The sequence below is a fragment of the Flavobacterium sp. TR2 genome, from assembly GCF_025252405.1.
GTDB lineage: Bacteria > Bacteroidota > Bacteroidia > Flavobacteriales > Flavobacteriaceae > Flavobacterium.
The window spans coordinates 3,298,829-3,322,518 of sequence record NZ_CP104307.1 but is presented as its reverse complement, the minus strand read 5'-3'; the positions used below and the strand labels follow the sequence as shown (position 1 = coordinate 3,322,518).

Genomic DNA, 23,690 nt, shown 5'->3' with positions numbered 1-23,690 from the left:
TTCTTCATTTTTTTTATTATTTATCCTCTAAAAGCAGCATTAAATAATGCGAAGCCGACCAGCTGAAGTTGAAAGCTTCTAATCCTTTTCCTGTTACGGGCTGATAGTTTTCTCGTATTGACGTACCTTTATCCAAAACTCCTTCAGCATTATGCATAAGTTTATGCGCCAATTCATTTGCTTCGTTTGTGTAGCCGTATTTTTCTAATCCGTTGATGCCGAAATAACTTTGATCCAGCCAAACTGGGCCTCTCCAGTAACCGTTATCCGGTTTGAACTTTGGGTGGTTGGCCGCCAATGTAGGCAGCGGAACAAAAGTATTCAGACTAGCAGTATCAAGCATATTGCTTTTTGCCGATTTTACTTGTTCAGCAGAAGCTGCTTCTGCCCATATCGGACAATATCCCTCGCATCCCATTGCTTTTATCAATGTTTTGCCGTCAATTGTAGTATCATAAAACCAGCCTGTTGCCGCATCCCAAAACTGATTTTGAATTTTCAGTTTCAAAGCGGCACTTTCTTCGCTCCATTTTTTGGCTTCTTCATTTAGTTTTAAAACTGCGGCCATTTTATTGAGATAGTTTTTTTCGGCAAATAAAAATGAATTCAAATCGACGCTTTCCTGGTCTAATGAATATGCTTTTTCGCCGTTTTTCAGAATCTTGCTGTCATCAAAACGAACTGCGTTATCCATGCCGCTCTCCCATTTTGCTGCAATCACAGTTCCATCAGTTGATCCAAACTCACACAGACCATCCTGATCGTGATCTCGTTCTTTGTACCACCAATTATGGTATAATTTCAACTTAGGATAAAATTCTTTTATGAAGCCAATATCTTTTGTCTTTTCATAAATTTTCCAGATGGCCCAAGCTGCAAGTGGCGCTTTTGTATTGCGGTAGTTATTTTCTTCCAGAAGATTATTTCTATAAATGCAATCAGGGATAAAACCATTTGGTTCCTGATAATCAAATAGAGCACGCATTTGATTTTTGGCTAATTCTGAATCATAGTTAGCAACTGCCACAGCGTGTTTCCAGCTGTCCCACGCCCAAAAACCATGAAACCACTCGTAATTGTAACTCGGAAAAAGGCCTTCGTGTTTTAAGCCTTCGGCTGCGATTCGGGTATTGGTTTGTAAGGTCAATACCAGTTTTGAAACCAAATCAGAATAAATTTGGTCTTTATAAATGTTTTTCTTTTTAGCAATTAATTGTGCCAATTGCTTTTCTTTTTCTTTTTGTGTGTTGTTTAATAGTGTAGTAAAAACCGTTTTTTGTATGGTTTCGTTTTCTGTTTTCCATGAATATTGCGGAAAAATAAAACTTTGAGAAACGATAATTTCTTTGGTTTCATTTGGCTTCAAGACCAGTTTTTCTGTCTGCGCTTGGTATCCTTGTTTTGAAATTTCAATCTCAGCTTTTGATCTCAGGAATTGGATGTAACCTACAGCAATGCTTTTAGCAGAACTGATTTTTAGAATGTTATTCTCTTTCGACAATTGCAAATCATCTAAAAAAAGAGTGGCATTATACGAAGGAAAAATAGTTATTGTCTTCGCTGTTTTGTTTGTTATGGCTGTTTTTTGCAAAGCTGAATGACCTGACAAAAACACCAACTGCTGTTTTACTTCTAATTTTTCATTCTTAAACTGCTGTTCCAAATGGCTGTTGTAGCTGTTTTGTGCTGCAAGTGTATTTTTCCAGCTGATGATTTCCTGTTTGTTTTCGTCTTTTAATTGTAATGAAACAAAAGAAGCGCTTAACCAAACTCCATTTTGTTCGGTCATTAGGAAAGGTCCTGAAAATCCACCCTGAATGTCGGATGGTTCCAAAAATCCAAATCCGAACCAAGCGCCTTTATCTGAAAAAGCTAATGATTTTCTATCAGTGGCATTTTTGGGGTTTCCTTTAAAATTGATACTGTTTTTACCTGACTCTAAATTTGGAAAGCTCTTCTGAGACCAACCTGCTTGTATTATAAAAAAGGCAGCAAGAATAAAAAGTTTTTTCTTTTTGTCCATGTTTTTATGTTTTTTACTTGGTGTTTTTATTTCGATTAAGTCCTGTACTTTTTGTTCACAAGACATCATCTTTAGACAAAAAGAATAGCCCAAGAAATATAGGCTATTCTTTTTTAATTTAAAATCATTTCGAAAATTAATTCGTTTGTGTTTCTGTCAACGGAATTGGGTAAAAGTTATTTTTTGTAGCATCAAAACCTGTACGTCCTACAGCATCAAGCGCTTCTTTTGTTTTTCCCCAACGGCGCAAATCATAAAAACGGTAATTTTCAAGAGGGAACTCCAAAATTCTTTCATGTTCAATTTGTGCCTTTACCTGCGCAGCGGTTGTTCCTGTCATGGCTGGCATATCTGCTCTTTCACGAACTTTGTTGATATACGGAATTGCTTCTCCCGGGCGTCCCAATTCGTTTAAAGCTTCTGCCTGCATCAATAATACATTTGAATAACGCATTAAAGGAACGTTGATTGCTGTAAATTCCTGATCCATTTTTTCCTGCGTACTTGGAATAAATTTGCGGTACACCGGTTTGTCTGTATCTCCAAACTTATCGTCGTATGTTGTTCCTAATACCAATGGATTATCAGGATCATTAAAATACGGATCTTTGAAGAAAATTGTGCTGTACAAACGTGAATCGTAGTTTCCTGTAGTTGCTATTTTCCCTTCTTTTTTAAACTCATTTACAAGCATTGGGCTAGGAAGAATTTCGTCCCATCCGCCAAGTTCTGCTGCCGCCATCCAGTAGTGAAGCGCATTGCGGTAAAATGCACCGTTTGCCGTAGTTTCTGAAAACTGAAGTTCGAAGATTGATTCTTTGGTGTTTTTCACTGTTCCGTCAAACATAGAAACATAATCTTTAACCAACTCATATCCTTGCACTTTATTCAATGCTGTTAAAGCTTCATTTAAGAAAGTCTGTTTCTGAGCTGTTTCTTCATAAGCTCTGGTCAAATAGGCAAATCCTAAATAGCTGTTGGCTGCACCGCTTGTTGCGCGTCCTGTTTTATCTGCAGATTGTTTGGCAGGCAAGATAGCCGCTACCGCTTTAAACTCGCTTGTAATAAAATCCCAAGCTTCTGCACGGCTTGACAAAGGAACGTTTAGATCGCTTTCTTTTGTAACGTATTTGTTTCTGATGTAAATCTTATCCCAGTTCAAAATCAGTTTCATATGGTAATATGCACGTAAGAAACGTGCTTCTGCCTCAATTTGCTTACGGTCCTCTTCAGTTATTTTTGCTGCAGGAACCTGTGGCAATTTATCGATAACCTGATTGGCATTACTGATTCCTCTATAGTTAATTCTCCAATAGCTCGTAAACTGGCTGTTTCCGTTTGTATAGGTAAAAGTCGAAAGTTCTACCCAGTTTTGGTAGTTCAAGGCATCGCTTCCCAATTCGTTTATGTCTTCACGATACGCCTCAACCGGCCATTTTACTTCGGCGAAAGCCCATTCGTCTACAGCACATTCTAACTGTGCATAAGTTGCCGCCAAAGCTGATTCGGCATCGGCTTTGTTTCTCCAGAAATTCTCTGACGTAAGCTGATCGGGAGATTGCTGGTCCAGATAGTCATCACAGCTTGCAAAAGTGAATAAACCTAAAGCGGATAATATTAAAAATATCTTTTTCATGATAATGTCGTATTAAATAGAATTAAAATATATACTGAACTCCAGAAACAAACGATCTTGTAAATGGATAAACAAAACGGTCAACACCTGTATCGATTACAGAGGCACGTGAAAATTCTGGATCAATACCTGAATAATTGGTAATGGTAAACAAGTTTTCGGCGCTGATGTAAAATCTAAGTTTGTCGATTTTTGCTTTTCCTAACAATTTGTTTGGAATCGTATATCCAAATTGCAATTGGCGCATTCTGATAAAATCTCCGCTTTCAAGAAAACGATCTGATTCACGGCTGTTTCCGTTAGGATCCTGCAATACGGCACGAGGAATATTGCTGTGGTTTTCTGGTGTCCAAGAGTTTAATGTAGAAGCCAACATATTGGTTCCTGCATTCATAGACTCATAAAAATATCTATTTCCGTTGTATAATTTATTCCCCCATCCGCTTCCGATCAAGGCAGAAAAATCAAATCCTTTATAGCTTGCACCCAAACTAAGGTTTACTTCCAGTTTTGGCAATCCTGTTCCTGCATACGCTTTATCATTTTCGTCGATAACACCGTCTCCGTTCAAATCTTTGAAACGAATATCTCCAGGCTGAGCATTTGGCTGCAATAAAACACCGTTTTTATTGTGTGCCGCCACTTCTTCTGCTGATTGGAAAATACCGTCTGTTTTGTATAAATAGAATCCGCTGATTGGGCTTCCTACACGAGCCTGTGTTGGAAAGTGTTCGTCTCCGTACTTTAATCCTTCACCATAAATAGTCTGTCCGTCATTAGCCAATTGTTCTACTCTGTTTTTAAGTGTCGTAAAGTTTAATCCTACGTTGTACTTAAATTCGTTAACCTGATCGCGGTAGCTTGCTTCAAATTCAAATCCGCTATTGCTGATTTTACCTACGTTAAGAACTGGATCATCAATTCCAGCTGATGGAGCAAGTTTTTTTGTAATCAATAAGTTATCTGTCACGTTATGGTAGTAGTTCATCGAACCGCTAATTTTTCCATTTAAAAGCGTATAATCTATACCGATATTTTTAGAATCTGTGGTCTCCCATTGCAGGTTTCTATTTTCTAAAGCTGTCGCAATGCTTCCTGGCCAAGGGTTGCTTCCTATTCCTTGAACATAACCGCTTCCTAATGAATTACCCGTTTTGATTAAAGTATTTGCAGAATAATATCCTAGAGCAGCTTCGTTACCCAATTGTCCCCAGCTTGCACGCAATTTTAAAGTAGAAAGAATCATGTCTTTTGGGAAGAAATCTTCCTGTTCGATTTTCCATCCTAAAGCGATAGATGGGAAAGTTCCCCAACGGCTGTCTTGTCCAAATTTAGAAGAACCATCTTTTCTAACTGTTACTTGCAATAAGTAACGATCGTTGTAAGAGTAATTTAACCTGCTAAAGAATGATACTCTGTTGTATTGAAATTTTGAGCCATCGGCAGAATACGTACCTCCTTTTCCTGCGCCAATGGTTTCAAAACCAGGGTCAAGAAATCCAGAAGGGCGGTCAATTGAAACCAGCTGTCCGTTTTCTACAGTATAATCTGTTGTTTTACCTTCAACGCTAACATCATTCCAGTTTGATGCCTGACTGTTGAACGTATTACCCAACATTAAACCAAAAACGTGTTTTCCGAAAGTTTTATCAATAGTGATAATATTATCCAATATCTGCTCGTTCCAAGTTGTTCTCAACTCTCTATGCAACGGATAAAGGTGCACCTCTTTTGGATTTGCAATATATGGAGGAAAATGGAATGTCTGCTGATTGTTTTTTACGCGGTAAGAATAAGCCAGTTTGTATTTTAGCCAAGGCGCAATGTTTGCTGTTGCTGCAATGTTAGCGGTAATGTCTTGTCCGATATCATTGCTTTTTCTAAAATGTTCTTCGGCAACTGGGTTTGTTCCTGCCGGTAAACCATTTTTATTGGCAAGTCCGTAACCGTATTCTTCTGTATCGTCATAAACTGGAACCAAAGGAGCCATAGTGTAAACCTCTTTCAACTGAAAATTTGGCAATGCGTTTTGAGTTCCCATGTAAGCCATTTTTCCATCAATATCAAAAATCGATTTTTTGAAACTAACTCTCGCGCTACCTGTTTGCTGCCCAAATTCGTTATCGATTACGATACCTTTTTGCTTTACGTAGTTACCATAAAGTGCAAATTTAAAATCGCCTTGTCTTCCTTGAATTCCTAAACCATAGTTTTGAGTAAGTCCCGAACGGAAAACTTCGTCCTGCCAATCTGTATTTACATCTGACGGTTCTGTAATATAAGCTGGAAGCGGTTTTGGCGAAGTTGCATATTTGTTGTATTCATCATACATTCTTTTGTTGACCGTACGATAACCGTCAGCATCTAACATATCTAATGTTTTTGATGGGTTTGTAATGCTTAAGAAAGAACTGAAATCTACTTTTACGCCTTCTTTCTGTCCGTTTTTAGTGGTTACGATAATTACCCCATTTGCAGCTACAGATCCGTAAATTGCGGCTGCGGCACCATCTTTAAGAACCTCCATCGATTCTATATTTGTTGGGTTTACAGTGTTAATAGAACCTTGAAATCCATCAATGATATAAAGCGGTTCTGTTGCTCCAAAAGTATTTACACCACGAATTTTTACGCTCACAGAGGCTCCTGCCACACCACCGCTCTTTTGCACGTTTACCCCCGCAACTAGACCCTGAAGCGCCTCAGACGGACTTGTTGTGGCACGAGTTTCCAAGCTTTCTTTCTTAACCGTAGAAATGGCTCCCGTAACATTACTTTTCTTTTGAGAACCATAACCGATAATAACAACCTCATTCAGTTTATTGGTTTCTTCCTGCATAACCAGATTAAGTTCTGAACGATTGTTTATGCTCTCGCTTACGGATATAAATCCTACATAAGAAAAAACAATAACCGGATTCTCCAACGTCGATGGATATACTAAGGTGTAATTTCCATCAATGTCTGTTCCTGCATTGTATTTAGAATCTTTGATCGAAATACTTACGCCAGGCAGCGTATTATTTTTATCATCCGTAACTTTTCCTGAAATTGTTTTTTGCGCTTGTGCAAAACTGATGTTTGGCAGCCACAAGCATAACAGCAGAGGAATAAAATAAATTACCCTAATTAGTTTTCTGTTCATCTTGCAATGGTTTTAGTTAGTAAATTTTTTAGTTTTCGTTTTTAATTTTTAATTTTTAGCTTTTTTATTATATGTATATACATCTTGTTCGATAATGTCTTGAAAACATTACCAAACAAAATTCAGTATTCTCGTTAATATTTTTTGTTAAACTCTAGCTCTTCTGCGAGTTACAAGTCAAATTTTATTCCTTGAGCCAAAGGCAGGCTCGTAGTGTAGTTGATTGTATTGGTTTGTCTTCTCATGTAAACTTTCCAAGCATCAGATCCAGATTCCCGACCGCCGCCAGTTTCTTTTTCACCACCAAAAGCGCCTCCAATTTCAGCTCCCGATGTTCCGATATTTACATTTGCAATACCGCAATCAGAACCTGTAACCGATAGAAACAGTTCGGCTTCTCTTAGATTATTGGTCATAATCGCAGAAGACAATCCTTGCATTACACCATTCTGAATCTCAATTGCCGACTCGACAGTTCCTGAATATTTTAGCAAGTATAAAACAGGTGCAAAAGTCTCATGCTGTACAATTTCAAAAGAATTATCAGCTTCTGCAATTGCGGGTTTTACATAACAGCCGCTTTCATATCCATCACCTGAAAGCACGCCACCCTCTACTAAAATTTTACCGCCTTGAGCTACCACTTTTTCTAAGGCCTGATTATACATCTCAACAGCCTGTTTATCAATTAAAGGACCTACGTGATTTTTTTCGTCTAAAGGATTCCCGATTCGCAATTGCCCGTAAGCAGAAATCAGAGCTTCTTTAACTTTATCATAAATGCTTTCATGAATAATTAAACGGCGTGTAGAAGTGCATCGCTGTCCTGCTGTTCCGACAGCGCCAAAAACGGCACCAATAACGGTCATTTTTATATCTGCATCTGGGGTTACAATGATTGCATTGTTTCCTCCTAGTTCTAAAAGCGATTTACCCAAACGTTCTGCAACTACCTGCGCTACAATTTTTCCCATTCTGGTAGAACCTGTAGCCGAAACTAGCGGCACGCGTTTGTCTTTGGCCAGTAATTCTCCGATTTTATAATCGCCATTGATTAAACACGAAATACCTTCCGGAAGATTATTTTCCTTGATAATCTCAGCTATAATATTTTGACAGGCAATTGCGCAAATCGGTGTTTTTTCTGAAGGCTTCCAAACACATACGTCACCACAAATCCAAGCCAGTGCAGTATTCCATGCCCAAACCGCAACTGGAAAGTTAAATGCCGAAATAATGCCGACAACTCCCAACGAGTGATACTGCTCATACATTCTATGGCCTGGACGCTCAGAGTGCATTGTCAATCCGTGCAGCTGACGAGAAAGTCCCACCGCAAAGTCGCAGATGTCTATCATTTCCTGAACTTCGCCATAACCTTCCTGAAGTGATTTCCCCATTTCATAAGAAACCAGCTTGCCTAAGGCTTCTTTATTTTTGCGCAATTTTTCTCCAAATTGTCGCACTATTTCTCCACGCTGAGGAGCTGGCATTAGTCTGAATTGTTTAAAAGCAGCCGTTGCCGAGTCCATCACTTTTTCGTAATCTGCACTAGTAGAGGTCTTAACCTTTGCAATCAATTCTCCATCTACAGGTGAGAAGCTTTCTAAAATTTCCCCATCCGAAAAATTAGTCTGCCCTATCCAAGTTCCATTATTAACTGCTTTAATATTCAGCTGTTCTAAAGCTTCTTTTATGCCAAATTGCAATTCTGTATTCGTCATTGTGACTTTTTTAAAATTAGTTTTCTAACTTGTCTATCAAAAATCTGAGTTATTATTTTTGCAATTTTACATCTGTACTTTCAAAAATCTTATCTGCAGATGATGCGACAAATCCTTGATACAATTCTCCATTTGCCATTGGATAACGAAGCGCAAATTCATAGTAGCAAGATGGCACGTCTAGAGTTCCTTCTTCAAAATGTATAGGGTATAAATCGGCAAGGGTGCTTGACTGCTCTAAAAGCTGTTCTGGTGTTCCTTTGATTTTTCCTCCCGAAGCATTCAGTTTCCATCCATTAGATTCTAAAAAGTTATTTAGCTCTTCTAATGTTTTAAATTCTTTTAATGCATTGGTATTAATGGTAAAATGGTTGGCTCTAAAACCATAAACATACATCCAAGCGGCATATTCAGATTCTTCCAATAATGATTTATAAACCGATTGCGAATTTCCATTCCAAACCGATCCGCTTAAAACCAATTCTGGATTGTTAAACGCATTTTGGTCGCAGCTGTTTAATAAATTCGCTACCGCAGCCTGCAAGTCAGCAGAACATTTTTCTAATTCCAATTCAGAAATAAAAATTCTAGGCGCGTCTTTATCTGTAGAATGCTCGTAATGTCTCGCAAAAAGTTTTTTAGCCTCAAAGTGATACTCTCCTTTTGCCTCATAACCCACATTTAAAAATGGTTTTTCCAGCACTTCGATATTCACACGCTTATCATTGAAAGTACGAATTGCGATATGATCGTTTTTAATCTCTTCTCCTTTATCTTCAAGAAGCTGATGTATTTTTAATGCAGATGGAGTAATTTCAACATATTGCTCCCATAGTTTTGTAAGTAGTTGATCTTTATTCATTTTGTAGTTATGTTAAAATAGTGTTATTATGACACAAATCTATACATATCAGTGTTATTATAACAGTATAACAGTTCGATTATTTACAATTAGACATTTACTAAGTTATTTTTTGTAATTTTGACACTTTAAAATCCTTTTTTAGCGGAAGAATTGTCAAAATAATAGAATCATCAATAAAACAGCACGCATGGCAAAAGTTAAGAAGAACGAAAATACTGACTATTTAGATCGAGAAATCATACAAAAGCTCAGTGAGAATGCAAGAATCCCATTTTCTGATTTGGCTAAAGAATTGAATATTTCAAATTCTCTGGTCCATTTAAGGGTTAAAAAACTGCAAGATGCAGGAGTGATTAATAGTTTCTCGGTAAAATTAAATCCAAAAGAACTTGGTTTTGAAACTATTACCTACACGGGAATCGTTACTAAAGAAGCTCATTTTTCCTATTCAATCGCCGAAAAACTTAAGGAAATACCTGAAGTGATCGAGTGCCATTGGGTGTCTGGAAAATATGCTTTATTCATAAAAATTGTAGCGGCAAATAATGAAGAGCTTCGCAAAATTCTTTACGAACAAGTTCATCAGATTGAAGGGGTTGGAAGCACCGATTCTTTCTTTTCCTTTGGCTCTGCGTTTGAGAAAAATCTGCCTGTTTAATAGTCAAAAGAAGAAAGGTGAGAGAGGCAAGACAATGGGAGATGGAAGATGGAAGATGGAAGATGGAAGATGGAGGATGGAAGATGCAAGATGTAAATGGAAGATAGAGAGAAAAGAAGCAATTTATAAATATCTCATAAAAAAAGCAGAGGATTATTGAATGTGGAGCTAAAGAAACGACATACATTGAGGCTGCAAAAAAAAAGAGGCTATTGACAGCCTCTTTTAAGTTTATTATTTTCTTGCAAAATTATTTTTTTAAGTCAAATCTATCCAGATTCATCACTTTAGTCCAAACTGCAATAAAATCTTGTACAAATTTTTCGTGCGCATCAGCAGATGCATATACTTCTGCTATCGCTCTCAATTCTGAATTTGAACCGAAAACAAGGTCGGCACGTGTTCCAATCCATTTAGGTTGGCCAGTGCTTCTGTCGTTTCCTGCATAAAGCTCTTGATCATTCGAAACTGATTGCCATTGCGTATTCATATCCAATAAGTTTATGAAAAAGTCATTTGTCAAGCGGCCTGGCCTATTGGTAAAAACACCATTTTTACTGCCGTCTGCGTTAATATCCAAAACGCGAAGCCCTCCTAAAAGCACTGTTAATTCTGGTGCTGTAAGCGTCAATAAATTTGCTTTATCGATAAGAAGTTCTTCTGTTAAAACAGATGATTTTGTTTTTCTGTAGTTTCTAAAACCATCTGCTTTAGGTTCAAGATAACCAAATGATTCAATATCTGTCTGTTCTGCAGATGCATCCATACGTCCTGGAGAAAAAGGAACTGTTACTGAAGCTCCCGCATCTTTAGCCGCTTTCTCAACGGCAGCTGAACCTCCCAAAACGATTAAATCGGCCAATGAAACTTTTTTCCCGTCGCCTTGTGCAGCATTAAATTCTTTCTGAATAGCTTCCAATTTATCTAAAACCACTTTTAACGCAGCAGGATTGTTTACTTCCCAATCTTTTTGTGGAGCAAGTCTTATTCTTCCGCCATTTGCACCGCCTCGTTTGTCAGATCCTCTAAAAGTAGAAGCTGAAGCCCATGCTGTTGAAACTAACTGAGAAATGCTTAATCCCGAATTTACTATTTTTTCTTTCAGCTGTGCTGTGTCTTGATCATTTATTAAGGCATGATTCACTTCTGGGATTGGATCTTGCCACAATAATTCTTCAGCAGGCACTTCAGAACCCAAATAAAGAGCTCGAGGTCCCATATCACGGTGTGTCAGTTTAAACCATGCTCTTGCAAAAGCATCTGCAAACTGGTCTGGATTTTCTAAAAATCTGCGAGAAATTTTCTCATAAGCTGGATCCAGTCTTAAAGATAAATCGGTTGTAAGCATTGTCGGCAAGTGCTTTTTGTTGGCATCAAAAGCATCTGGAATAATAGCTTCAGCATTTTTTGCCACCCATTGGTGTGCTCCTGCAGGGCTTTTAGAAAGCTCCCACTCAAAACCAAATAGATTTTCAAAAAAGTTATTGCTCCACTGTGTTGGCGTTTTAGTCCAAGTCACTTCAAGTCCGCTTGTAATGGCATCTGGACCTTTTCCAGAACCGTAGCTATTTTTCCATCCAAATCCCTGCAATTCTAAACCAGCTGCTTCAGGCTCAGCCCCCACATGATCTGAAGAAGCAGCTCCATGAGTTTTACCAAAAGTGTGTCCGCCAGCTATCAATGCAACGGTTTCTTCGTCATCCATTGCCATACGTCCAAAAGTATCTCTGATATCTTTGGCTGCTGCAATAGGATCAGGATTTCCGTCTGGCCCCTCTGGATTTACATATATAAGTCCCATTTGAACGGCTGCAAGAGGTTTTTCCAAATTTCTGCTATGAATATTACCATCTGCATTATCATCTGATGAAACCACGCCATGGTCTTTTGGAACGCCTTCAGAACCATCTTTATAACGTTCGTCACCACCTAGCCATGTAGTTTCAGATCCCCAATATACAGACTCGTCTGCTTCCCATACATCTGCACGTCCGCCTGCAAAACCAAATGTTTTAAAGCCCATTGATTCTAGCGCTACATTTCCTGTCAAAATCATTAAATCGGCCCACGAAATCTTTTGTCCATACTTTTGTTTGATTGGCCAAAGCAGTCTTCGTGCTTTGTCAAGGCTCACATTGTCAGGCCAGCTGTTAAGAGGCGCAAAACGCTGCTGCCCTGCTCCTGCTCCTCCGCGTCCGTCATGAACTCTGTACGTACCAGCGCTATGCCAAGCCATTCTAATGAAAAGTCCTCCATAATGTCCAAAATCAGCAGGCCACCAATCTTGTGAATCAGTCATAAGAGCGTGTAAATCTTTTTTTACTGCTTCGAGATCCAAACTTTTAAAAGCTTCTGCATAATTAAAATCCTTATTCAGCGGATTTGACAATGCCGAGTTTTGTCTCAGGATATTTACCTTTAATTGTTTAGGCCACCAGTCACGATTCTTCGTACCCGTAGCGGCTTGCTTGTCCATGCTCCCATTATGAAAAGGGCATTTGCTGATGTCATTTGATTGATTGTCCATAGTTTAAGTATTTTTTATTTTTGACTAAATTACAAACTAATGAAAGAGATAATTAGGGCTGTGCATCGTTAATACTACTTCCGAAATAGACAAAATCTATTCATGAGCATTTTTTGCATCTAAAATCCTTATAAATCAGATAGTTCCAAAAAGAAAGGTTTTTCTTAAAAAAAGAACTTTTTTTAAATAAGATTATAATTACATAAATTTAATAAAAAGATCTTTTGTTTTTATAAAAATTTATAATTCAGCTATTTGCTGTTTTTCCATCTTTACCCAGGCATTTTTGGGTTCCTTCTTCCCAAAAAACAAATGTTATTGTTTTTAAAGTTTCAGAAAAATAGACAAAAAATATAGCTTGTATTTTTGTGTACGTAAAAACGTACTTTATTACTCCTCATACCCATTAATAATCTTCACCTTTACATCTTTCGGTTCAAATGCTATCTACTATCTATTTACTAACTATTAGTTTACTAACCTTAAAATTTAAAAAATGAAGAAAATCTTAAAATTAACTTGTATGCTATTTACCGTAGCATTGGCACTTAATTCCTGCGAAAAGGAGCAAGAAGATTTAAATGCGTCCCAAACTGCTAAAAAAGAACTGCCGCAAGCTGCCAGCAAAGATACTCTTTCGGCTAACGCAGCATTTGAAGGCAGCGCAACAGCAAAAGGTACAGCTGGAGCAAGAACCATCACTTTGCAGACCAATACTTTATCATGTCCTGGCGGTTTATGCACATCTTATGGCGTTTGGTCTACGGGAGTTTATACGGTTTGGTTCCAAATGAAATTTAATAACGGATTTTACTGGAGCCGAGGCGGAAAATGCGGTTATGGAATCTTAATTGGAGACCAAAATACTGGCGGTGACGCGGCATGGGATGGAAATGGCGGAAGTGCCAGATTTATGTGGTATTGCCCAAATGGCTCTAATACTGCTAAAGGAAGCGGCGCTTATCTTCAGCCTTATGTTTATTATAGAGACCAGCCTGGACAGTATGGTAATGATTTTGGAAAAAAATATTACATACAAGAGGGCGTAACGTATAATTGTCAGATCTCTGTTAAACTGAATACCGGATCGAATACGGATGGATATGTGAAATATTATGTAAATGGCACGGAAATATTGAATGAAAAAATTCGCTGGGTGACGAACGATTCTAAGCGAAACGTAAATGCTGTAAGTCTTCATACTTTCCGTGGCGGAAGCCAAGATTACTGGACGGCTCCTGTAACAAGCTCTATCTACTATCCGAGCGCCTCTTGGGATGCTCTATAAGCTGTAAACCTTAAACCCATTTGAACCGAAAAAATATACAGCTTCGATGTTTTTATTGTTTGATAATAAAAATATCGAAGCTGTTTTTTTATTTAAATTTTTCTAGGTAGTTTTTGTTTTCATTTTTGGCTTTTTACTAGAATTATAAACTAGCCGTATTGGAGCTCTTTTGTACAAAAAGTAATCTGTATACAAAAGGTAAATAAGATTCTATTTAAAGCCTCTATTTCGTTCTAGTTTTGTTTAAAACTAAATCCATCATTTTTAAACGGACAGAATATGATCGAGAAACCTAAATATAATCTGAGAGAACTAATACTATATTTTTTGAAACTGGGCACAATTGGTTTTGGAGGCCCTGTTGCGCTCGTGGGCTATATGTACAAAGATTTGGTAGAAAATAAAAAATGGATTTCTGATGAAGAATACAAAGAAGGTCTAGCGTTAGCGCAATTGGCTCCAGGCCCTTTGGCCGCACAACTTGGCATTTATATAGGCTATGTTCACTACAATATTCTTGGAGCTACTTTAGCAGGTTTTGCCTTTATTGCCCCTTCGTTCTTTATGGTTTTAATTCTTGGAATGATCTATCAAGCTTACGGCGGATTGTTATGGATCCAAGCTGTTTTTTATGGGGTGAGTGCAGCTGTTATCGGAATCATTACTTTAAGTTCTTATAAACTTACCATAAAATCAATTGGAAAATTTAATCTGGACTCTTTTAAAGAAAAATGGATTTTATGGTTCTTCTTTGCCTCAGCTATCATAATAACATACATTACAGAAAAGGAGCATATTTTACTATTTGTAGCCGCGGGACTTATTTATATGATAATAAAATCAGGTTCTCATTTTAAAGTTGCCAAAACAACCAATATCTTGATTGTTGTTTCATCTGGTTTTTGGGATTTTGAAAGTTCAACTTTAATGAAAATTGCCATTTTCTTTACTAAAGCAGGGGCTTTCGTATTTGGAAGCGGCCTTGCAATTGTTCCTTTTCTACATTCAGGAGTTGTCGTTGAAAACAAATGGCTTACAGAACAGCAGTTTCTAGATTCGGTAGCTATCGCTATGATAACGCCGGGTCCTGTGGTAATAACTGTTGGTTTTATAGGTTATCTTGTAAATGGCATTTTAGGCGCTATCACTGCCGCTTTAGCCACATTTTTGCCTTGCTATTTTTTTACCATCGCTTTGGCACCATTCTTTAAAAAAATTGTAAACAACAAACCTGTCAAAGCATTTGTCGAAGGAATAACAGCAGCTGTAGTTGGAGCTCTGGTTGGTTCTGTCATTATTATTGCGAAAAGAAGCATTGTAGATGTTTCGACAATACTGATAGCTTTTACGAGCATTCTTTCTCTAATTTATATCAAGAAAATTCAAGAGCCTTATATTATTTTAATTGCTGCTGTTTTAGGTGTCTTAATTAAATTATCTTTTTAATAAATAAGAAATTCAATTAAAAAAGCCCTCGTTTCATCAACAGAGGGCTTTTTCTCTCTTTATAAAAACTCATCGCCAGCCCAATGCAGGTGCAACGTGTTCTAGTATTGACGATAAAATGTGAACATTATAATCGACTCCTAAAGTGTTTGGAATAGTTAGCAGCAATGTATCTGCTTCTTGAATTGCTTCATCCTGAGCCAATTCTTCAATCAGTTTATCGGGTTCTGCGGTATAGCTTTTGCCAAAGATTGCTCTTTTGTCTTGTTCGATATACCCAAAACTGTCATTGCCTTTAGCCTGTGCTCCAAAATAATACTTATCCTGATCATTGACTAGCGCAAAAATCGAGCGGCTCACAGAAACTCTTGCTTCACGCTGATGCCCTGCTTTTTTCCAAGCCTCCTTGTATAATCTAATTTGTTCTGCCTGCTGAATATGGAATGGCTTTCCGTTTTCGTCATATTTAAGGGTAGAACTCTGAAGATGCATACCGTTTTCGGCTGCCCAAATAGCAGTTGCATTCGAGGCTGCTCCCCACCAGATTCGTTCTCTTAATCCTTCCGAATGCGGCTCGATGCGCAGCAATCCAGGCGGATTTGGAAACATCGGGTACGGATTTGGTTCTGCAAATCCTTCTCCATTCAGCCTTTCCAAAAACTCCAATGCTTTTTTACGGCCCATATCGGCATCGGTTTCTCCTTTTTCAGGTTCGTAGCCAAAGTAGCGCCATCCGTCAATGACTTGTTCTGGTGATCCTCTGCTTATTCCCAATTGCAACCTTCCTTCCGATATCAAATCGGCAGCTCCGGCGTCTTCAACCATATACATCGGGTTTTCGTACCGCATATCGATTACACCCGTTCCAATCTCTATTTTGCTTGTCTTAGCGCCTACGGCCGAAAGCAAAGGAAAAGGAGATGCTAACTGCTGTGCAAAATGGTGTACTCTAAAATAAGCGCCATCAATTCCTATTTCTTCTGCAGCAACTGCCAAATCAATAGATTGCAACAAGGTATCTGCCGCTGTACGAGTCTTGTATGATGGATGATTTGCCCAATGCCCAAATGATAAAAATCCTATTTTCTTCATAGTGGCTTTTATTTTTTTATTCTCTCAAATATACGCATCAAAACCGAGTAATGCTTTATTTTACTTCATAATTGAATCATAAATTATTTGATTTATTAAATGCTTTTTGAATGATAAAAAAAGGCCGGGCAACTGCCCAGCCATTCTTTTTCTATTGTTTAGAATCAACACTCAAAGGAGGAAGATTCACTTTCTTTTCATTCATCATTTTTTTCACTTGCTCGATTGTTCTATAGCGTTCAATCTGCATCTCGCCTGTAAAAGTTTCGCTCTGAGGCGCTCTCGGAGGTATTTGCGCATAAGTTTTCATCAAATCGGCAATTGCCTGATTAAAAATTATAGCAGTCCAAGTTTTCTCTGTCCAGCTGTTCATAAACAAGTCATAGCGCTCTTGCGGATCTTGCCATAAATTATAAATAGCTGGAACTGTTGCCACATAAGTTTCATCGCCTCTCCAGCCCAATTGCTGTCCTGGCGCATCGCTGCCCGCGATAGCGCCATTATCTCCTCGGGTATTAAATACTGCTTTGAATTTTCCGATGCGAACGGCTCCTGGAGATAATTCAGCTTCTGTAAAATAAAACCATCTGTCACGAAGCGGTGTTCCTTTTTTAAACAATACATTAGACATATCATAGCTGTCAAAAACCATGTCGGCACCTGCTCTGTCTTTTTTAGGAAGCTCTACGCCTGCAAGACTAGCAAATGTTGCCATAAGATCAAGTCCGCCCACAATATCATGGCTTTGGCTTCCTGCCTCGATTTGCCCTGGCCACCAAGCAATTGCCGGTACACGGCTACCGCCTTCTCTGTCTGTTCCTTTAGTACCTCTAAAAGGAGTATATCCAGAATCTGGATGCACATCTTGCCAAGCGCCATTATCTACAGTGTAAATCACAATCGTATTTTCTGCAATGCCTAGAGAACGAATCTTATCCATGATACGTCCTACATTATAATCCATTTCTACTACTGCATCAGAATATTTGCTTTTACCTGGCGATTTGCCTACAAACTGTTTTGAAGGAAGATTCGGCTGGTGATTTTTAGCAAAATTGATGCACATAAAGAAAGGATCTTTACTTTTTCCATATTCATCAAGCTGTTTCAAATTATTCTCCACCATCATCATGTCCAGTTCGGCAATATTCTCTTCAGTAACTTTACTTTCCTCACGTGCTTTTCCGCCTGCTTCGCCTTCAAGCACACCAGTAGTCACTTTTTTGAAAAGTTCTAACATCTCTGGAGACATCTCTGGATTCCAGGACTGAAAAGCATATGTATAAGCATTCAAATGATACAGCACTACATTCTGCATTTTGTCAAAACCATGAGCTATAGGCATAGAATAATCTGCTTCTCCAAGGTGCCATTTTCCTGAAAAATACGTTTTGTAATTGGCTTTTTTAAGCACAGAAGCCAAAGTCCATTCTTCTTTTGGCAGACCACCTACTTGTCCCTGAAAAGCAACGGTAGTCATTCCGCTTCGATTTGGGATACGTCCTGTAAGCATTGCGGCTCTACCCGGCGTACAGCTTGGCTGTCCGTAAAAAGACCAAAACTGCATTCCTTCTTTTGCCATTCTGTCTAGATTTGGCGTTGGCATTCCGCGTCCGACACCTCCCCCATACACTCCTAAGTCTCCCCAACCAGTATCATCAGAAATGACCATAATAATATTAGGTTTCTTTTTAGTCTATCCGTCTGCGTTTCCTATAATAGTGCAACACAGCAAACCTGCAAAAATAAGTTTCAAGGCATTTTTTTTCATGGTTTTTAAGGTTTAAATTAATATAGCCTGTAGAAATCTTAATAAAAAAATGTAGTGGCTAATAAAGGCAAGTATGTTTTTGAAGCTTTCATTTTCTCTATTTTTTCATAAGAAAATCTTTCTTTTAAAGCTGAAAATTACGATTTATAGATGTGCTAAATTTTTAAAAATGGTTGCAAATTATAAGTTGAAACATGATCAGACAGAAAAACCCCATCAGATTATATTGCATGAAGTACATTTACTATTGAACTAGTAAATAAACTCTAAATCTGAAGCTTATGAAAAAAGTCTTTCTAATTTTACTCGCGCTTTCGATCTTGAATTCGTGCAAAAAAAATGAAAATAATATCGAGAATACCGATTCTACTTCTGTAACTGCCAAAAAAGGCGATAGCCTTAAGTTAGCAACTGCCAGTACTGATGTAAAACTGCATCCCGAATATGCCAAAACTCTAGCTAGAATGGCGTATATATGGGGCTACCCTATGGTTAATATGTTAAATCGAAAAAATACTCTGGCCAAAGCACCACAACCTGGGCGTATGGACGGAGTGCTTCCTGTTGCTCCCACAGGCCGCGTAGGAATGCTTTATGATTATATTAATCCAGCACAAACTTTTATTGCCTGCCCTAATCAGGATGTTGTATATGGTTTAGGCTTTTTTTCGCTTGATGAACAGCCAGTTGTGATTCAGGTTCCCGATTTTGGCAAACGTTTTTGGGTATATGCAATTTACGACGCACGCACAGATCAAGTTGGGCAATTGGGTCAGCCTTATGGATCTAAACCCGGTTTTTATCTGCTAAAAGGTCCTAAATGGAACGGCAAAGTTCCCGATGGCATTACCGGAGTGATAACTAGCCCTACTACTTTGGCCAATTGCATTCCTCGTATTTTTCAAGATGACACTCCTGAAGATAAAGCCGCGATACAGCCCTTAATCAATCAGGTAAATGTTTATCCTCTTACGGAATTTGACGGCAAAATGAAAACAACGATTTGGAAAGACGCTCCGATTATTCCAAATCCTAATCCGAGCACTGGAGGAGCTGAAACAAAATGGGTAAAACCAGAAGTTTTCTTTGACCAGTTTCCAACAGTATTAGAAACTGTTCCTCCATTGGCAGGCGAAGAAGCATTATACGGACAGTTTAAATCTCTTGTTGCTGCCGCTAAAAATGATCCTGCTATTAAAAAACTAATAACAGACGAAGTAATTGCTTTGGATAAAACTTTAATAAAAGATTATATCCGTTGGGAATATAACGGAAAACCAGCAGGAAACGGATGGAATCGTTCGCAAAATAATGCCGAATGGGGTCTTGATTATTATAATCGTATTGGAAGCGCTAAGTCGAATATGTTTGATAATCGTCCGAATGAAACACAATATTTCTATACGGACAATACTACAGACGGACAGAAACTTACCGGAAATAATAATTATAAAATCACTTTTAAAGTGTTACCGCCTGTAAAAGGTTTCTGGTCGCTAACATTGTACAATAAAGAACATTTCTTTTATCCAAATGCTTTAAAACGCTATTCACTGGGAACAAAAAATAAAAGCCTTAAGAAAAACGCTGATGGCACATTAACGCTTTATGCCGGAAATAAAAATCCTGGAGCAGACAAAGAAAGCAACTGGCTTCCTTCTCCAACAGATGATTTTTCATTATACATTCGTTCATACTGGGGAGATACCCCAATTATAGATGGCTCTTGGACGCCTCCAGTGGTGGAAAAGTATTGATATTCCGAAAATCATATCCAATGAACTTATTTAGCGTCTAAAATATTTTAGAAATAAAAAACCTCCGATTGAACTGCCCTCAAATTGTCTCTAAACTTTTGGGTGCAGGCCAATCGGAGGTTTTTCATTTAAACAACTCATTATCAGTACAAAAAACAACCACTTTACGTTGCAACTTTTCTTGTTCCAAATTATAATTTGAAACATCTCCACTCATCATTTCATGCAATTATTCTCACTTTCTGGCATATTTTTGAAGTGCCTAAAAAAATCTGTTCTTACAAGCCATTAATCTTTTTCCTACTCCTTCGATTTTCATAATCAATTATTGATATATCTAAACTAAAAACAAATAATTATGGATTGGATTATTACTACATTAAAAGATTATCCCGAATTGGCTATTTTTCTCACCTTATCTCTAGGCTACTTTATTGGAAAATTTAAAGTCGGAAGCTTTTCTTTAGGAACGGTTACCAGTGTTTTGCTTGTCGGTGTTTTAGTCGGGCAATTGGACATTGTGATTTCTCCTAACGTTAAATCGGTTTTTTTCCTGATGTTTCTTTTTGCTGTTGGATACAGCGTGGGGCCTCAATTTTTTGGAGGTCTAAAAAAAGACGGATTGCCTCAAATGCTTTATGCTGCGGTAGTTTGCGTCTTATGCCTGATATGTCCGTATGCTATAGGCAAAATCATGGGATATGATATGGGACTGACTGCTGGTATGCTCGCCGGTTCTCAAACCATTTCGGCTGTTATTGGCGTTGCATCAGACACCATCAATCAGCTAGGGATTCCTGCCGATCAAAAAACGGCTTTAATAAACAAAATTCCAGTTGCATATGCTGTAACCTATATTTTCGGAACAGCGGGATCTGCTTGGCTATTGGCTTCTATTGGCCCAAAATTATTAGGAGGCAATCTGGTAGAAAAAGCAAAAGAACTTGAAATCCAGCTTGGAGGAGACGCTATTGGCGATGATCCGAGCATTGCCTCTGCTTACGATCGCGTGATATACAATGCCTATGTGATTTCTGCGCAATCTTACGCCTGCAACAAAACAGTCTTGGAAATCGAAAATGAACTCGAAAGTAAAGGCAGACGCTTATTTATACAGCGCATTAGAAAAGGTAAAGAAATTATAGACGCTTCTCCAGAAATCGTCATTCACGAAAATGATGTTATCGCTTTGGGTGGCAGAAGAGAATTCATGATGAATTATGTTGCGGTTAATGAAAAGGAAGTTCTAGACATTGAACTGCTTAATTTTCCTGTCGAAGTTTTAAGCGTTTTGATTGTAAATAAAGAAGTGGTAGACAAAACGCTTGCCGATTTGCGTCATTTAAAATATATGCATGGCGTTGTAGTCAGATCATTAAAACGATCAGGAATTCAGATGCCGATTTTACCTAATACGGTTATGCAAAAAGGAGACATGATCGAACTTATTGGCATTAAACGCGATGTTGATCAAGTTGCAACGCATATTGGCTATCCTGACCGTCCCACAAATTCTACAGATATGGCTTTTGTTGGTTTAGGAATAGTGCTAGGAGGATTGCTTGGCGCATTGACGATAAAAATTGGCGGAGTGCCTATTAGCCTTAGTACCAGCGGAGGCGCCTTAATCTCGGGACTTTTCTTCGGATGGTTAAGAGGCCAGCACCCTACTTTTGGACGCATTCCAGAACCTGCTTTGTGGATTATGAATAATGTTGGATTGAACATTTTTATAGCCGTAGTAGGTATTACTGCTGGCCCAAGTTTTATTGTAGGATTTCAAGAGGCCGGTTGGGGACTTTTCATTGCGGGTGCGGCGGCAACTGCGATACCGTTAATTCTTGGACTTCTCATCGGAAGATATATTTTCAAATTCCACCCTATTATAACCTTAGGATGCGCTGCTGGTGCAAGAACTACCACTGCCGCCTTAGGAGCTTTGCAAGATGCTGTAAAAAGCAAAACACCTGCTCTGGGGTATACCGTAACCTATGCGGTGGGCAATACGCTGCTCATTATATGGGGCGTCGTCATCATTTTAATCATGAGTTAATCGAATTTTTATATAATCTCTAAACATTTTGGATATGGCAATTGATATTTCTAAAATAAAGACATCACGAGAGGTAGAAAAAACACTTCAGACTCTCAGCCCATTTGAAATTAAAAATGAATTAATTCATTTGGCAGAAGAAAGCGCGCTGAAATCGACAGCAATAACACTTAATGCCGGTAGAGGAAACCCAAACTGGATTGCTACCGTTCCTAGAGAAGCTTTTTTCCTTTTTGGTCAATTCGCATTAGAAGAATGCCGCAATGTTATGGAAGAGCAAGGCATACTGGCAGGAATTGTGCAGAACAAAACTGGAGTAGCTTCTCGTTTTGAAGCATTTTTAGCCAAACATAAAGATGCACCAGGAGCTTCGCTTTTAGAAAAAACATACCATTACGGTGTCGATAAACATGATTTTGATGGCGATGCATGGATTCGCGAATGGATAGAAGCCGTAATCGGGTTTAACTATCCTGTCCCTGATCGTATGTTAAGCCAGATAGAAATCGTAGTTCATGATTATTTGGTGCAGGAAATGTGCGGCGTTGGAAACGACAAAGGCAAATATGATATTTTTGCTGTTGAAGGGGGAACAGCTGCAATGTGCTATATTTTTGATTCGTTTATGCAAAATCACCTTACCGAACGCGGTGATAAAATAGCACTCCTTACTCCTACGTTTACGCCATATATCGAAATTCCGCAATTAGAGCGATACAAATTTGATGTTGTATATGTCGAAGCAAGCGGAACTGGTGAAAATGGTTTTCATACTTGGCAATATCCAAATTCTGAATTGGACAAACTGAAAGATCCAGCAGTAAAAGTGGCTTTTGTGGTAAATCCAAGCAATCCGCCATCATCTGCCATGAGCAGCGAAACATTAAATTACATAGCAGATATTGTAAAAAATCATAATCCGGAACTGATGATTATTACTGATGATGTTTATGGAACATTCATTAATAATTTTAGATCCTTAATGGCTGTTATTCCGCATAATACGATTACAGTATATTCATTCTCCAAATATTTTGGCTGCACTGGCTGGAGATTGGGCACTATAGCGATTCATCAGGACAATATTTTTGATAAAAAAATAGCCCATTTAAGTCCTGCTCTTAAAAAAGAACTGCACGAGCGTTATTCGACTTTGACACTAGAGCCAGAAAAAATCAAATTTATTGACAGACTTGTTGCCGACAGCCGACAAGTGGCTTTAAATCATACTGCTGGATTATCTTTACCTCAGCAATTTCAAATGATGCTTTTTTCTGCATTTTGTCTCTTAGATACGCAGGATGTTTACAAAACTCTTACGCAATCTATTATCCGCAAACGTCTTAATTTGTTATGGGAAGGATTAGAAGTTCCAATTCTTGAAGATCCGATGCGAGCGGGATATTACTCTGAAATTGATGTTATGGTAGCTGCAAAACACTTTTATGGTGATGATTTTGCCAATTGGCTGAAAACGAATTTCGAACCTGTTGATGTCTTATTCCGTTTAGCAGAAAAAACAGCAATCGTACTTTTAAATGGAGGCGGTTTTGCAGGCCCGGAATGGAGCATCAGGGTTTCTCTTGCCAATCTTCCAACTGAAAGTTATCTGATATTAGGAAAAAATATCCGTAAAATTTTAATGGAATATGTTACCAGTTGGGAAAACTCAAAAAAATAATAGAATCTTCAATTATAAACATTT

At 38.2% G+C, this 23,690-nt stretch carries 14 protein-coding genes; 6 read left to right on the top strand and 8 right to left on the bottom strand.

What is annotated here, in order from left to right; genetic code table 11:
- Positions 1–16 precede the first annotated feature (16 nt).
- The 5 genes from N4T20_RS14580 to N4T20_RS14560 all read right to left on the bottom strand — a co-directional run bounded on the left by N4T20_RS14580 (position 17) and on the right by N4T20_RS14560 (position 9,390).
- The gene (locus N4T20_RS14580; protein WP_260669866.1) at positions 17–2,023 is read right to left on the bottom strand and encodes an MGH1-like glycoside hydrolase domain-containing protein; all 2,007 of its coding nucleotides are present in this window, start codon (positions 2,021–2,023) and stop codon (positions 17–19) included.
- A 136-nt stretch (positions 2,024–2,159) separates the two neighbouring features.
- On the bottom strand, positions 2,160–3,659 hold the full coding sequence (locus N4T20_RS14575) for a RagB/SusD family nutrient uptake outer membrane protein (RefSeq protein WP_260669865.1): 1,500 nt from the start codon (positions 3,657–3,659) through the stop codon (positions 2,160–2,162).
- 22 nt (positions 3,660–3,681) lie between these two features.
- Positions 3,682–6,804 (bottom strand): SusC/RagA family TonB-linked outer membrane protein, encoded by a 3,123-nt coding sequence (locus N4T20_RS14570; protein ID WP_260669864.1) that lies wholly within the window; start codon positions 6,802–6,804, stop codon positions 3,682–3,684.
- Positions 6,805–6,974: 170 nt separating this feature from the next.
- On the bottom strand, positions 6,975–8,528 hold the full coding sequence (locus N4T20_RS14565) for an aldehyde dehydrogenase family protein (protein WP_260669863.1): 1,554 nt from the start codon (positions 8,526–8,528) through the stop codon (positions 6,975–6,977).
- Between the two features lie 52 nt (positions 8,529–8,580).
- A complete protein-coding gene (locus N4T20_RS14560) occupies positions 8,581–9,390 on the bottom strand; it encodes a DUF1338 domain-containing protein (RefSeq protein ID WP_260669861.1) in 810 nt (269 codons plus the stop codon).
- A 190-nt stretch (positions 9,391–9,580) separates the two neighbouring features.
- Here N4T20_RS14560 and N4T20_RS14555 point away from each other — a divergent pair, with 190 nt between their 5' ends.
- Positions 9,581–10,051 carry an Lrp/AsnC family transcriptional regulator gene (locus N4T20_RS14555; RefSeq protein WP_260669859.1) on the top strand — a complete coding sequence of 157 codons (471 nt, stop codon included), beginning with the start codon at positions 9,581–9,583 and terminating at the stop codon, positions 10,049–10,051.
- Positions 10,052–10,301: 250 nt separating this feature from the next.
- Here the strand turns inward: N4T20_RS14555 and katG are convergent, their stop codons facing one another.
- Complete coding sequence (gene katG / locus N4T20_RS14550) at positions 10,302–12,578, bottom strand: catalase/peroxidase HPI (protein ID WP_260669858.1); 2,277 nt, start codon at positions 12,576–12,578, stop codon at positions 10,302–10,304.
- A gap of 496 nt (positions 12,579–13,074) precedes the next feature.
- Here katG and N4T20_RS14545 point away from each other — a divergent pair, with 496 nt between their 5' ends.
- A complete protein-coding gene (locus N4T20_RS14545) occupies positions 13,075–13,866 on the top strand; it encodes a polysaccharide lyase (protein WP_260669857.1) in 792 nt (263 codons plus the stop codon).
- Between the two features lie 279 nt (positions 13,867–14,145).
- The gene (locus N4T20_RS14540) at positions 14,146–15,312 is read left to right on the top strand and encodes a chromate transporter (RefSeq protein ID WP_260669856.1); all 1,167 of its coding nucleotides are present in this window, start codon (positions 14,146–14,148) and stop codon (positions 15,310–15,312) included.
- Between the two features lie 69 nt (positions 15,313–15,381).
- On the opposite strand, the gene N4T20_RS14535 is transcribed toward N4T20_RS14540, so the two are convergent.
- Complete coding sequence (locus tag N4T20_RS14535) at positions 15,382–16,404, bottom strand: LLM class flavin-dependent oxidoreductase (protein WP_260669855.1); 1,023 nt, start codon at positions 16,402–16,404, stop codon at positions 15,382–15,384.
- Between the two features lie 151 nt (positions 16,405–16,555).
- Positions 16,556–18,076, bottom strand: a complete 1,521-nt coding sequence (locus N4T20_RS14530) for an arylsulfatase (RefSeq protein WP_260669854.1) — start codon at positions 18,074–18,076, stop codon at positions 16,556–16,558.
- A gap of 380 nt (positions 18,077–18,456) precedes the next feature.
- On the opposite strand from N4T20_RS14530, the gene N4T20_RS14525 reads away from it, so the two are divergent.
- From N4T20_RS14525 to aspD, 3 genes are all read left to right on the top strand, one after another.
- Positions 18,457–19,932 carry a DUF1254 domain-containing protein gene (locus N4T20_RS14525; RefSeq protein WP_260669853.1) on the top strand — a complete coding sequence of 492 codons (1,476 nt, stop codon included), beginning with the start codon at positions 18,457–18,459 and terminating at the stop codon, positions 19,930–19,932.
- A 358-nt stretch (positions 19,933–20,290) separates the two neighbouring features.
- Complete coding sequence (gene aspT, locus N4T20_RS14520; RefSeq protein ID WP_260669852.1) at positions 20,291–21,985, top strand: aspartate-alanine antiporter; 1,695 nt, start codon at positions 20,291–20,293, stop codon at positions 21,983–21,985.
- A 34-nt stretch (positions 21,986–22,019) separates the two neighbouring features.
- Positions 22,020–23,666, top strand: a complete 1,647-nt coding sequence (gene aspD, locus N4T20_RS14515; RefSeq protein WP_260669851.1) for an aspartate 4-decarboxylase — start codon at positions 22,020–22,022, stop codon at positions 23,664–23,666.
- Positions 23,667–23,690 lie beyond the last annotated feature (24 nt).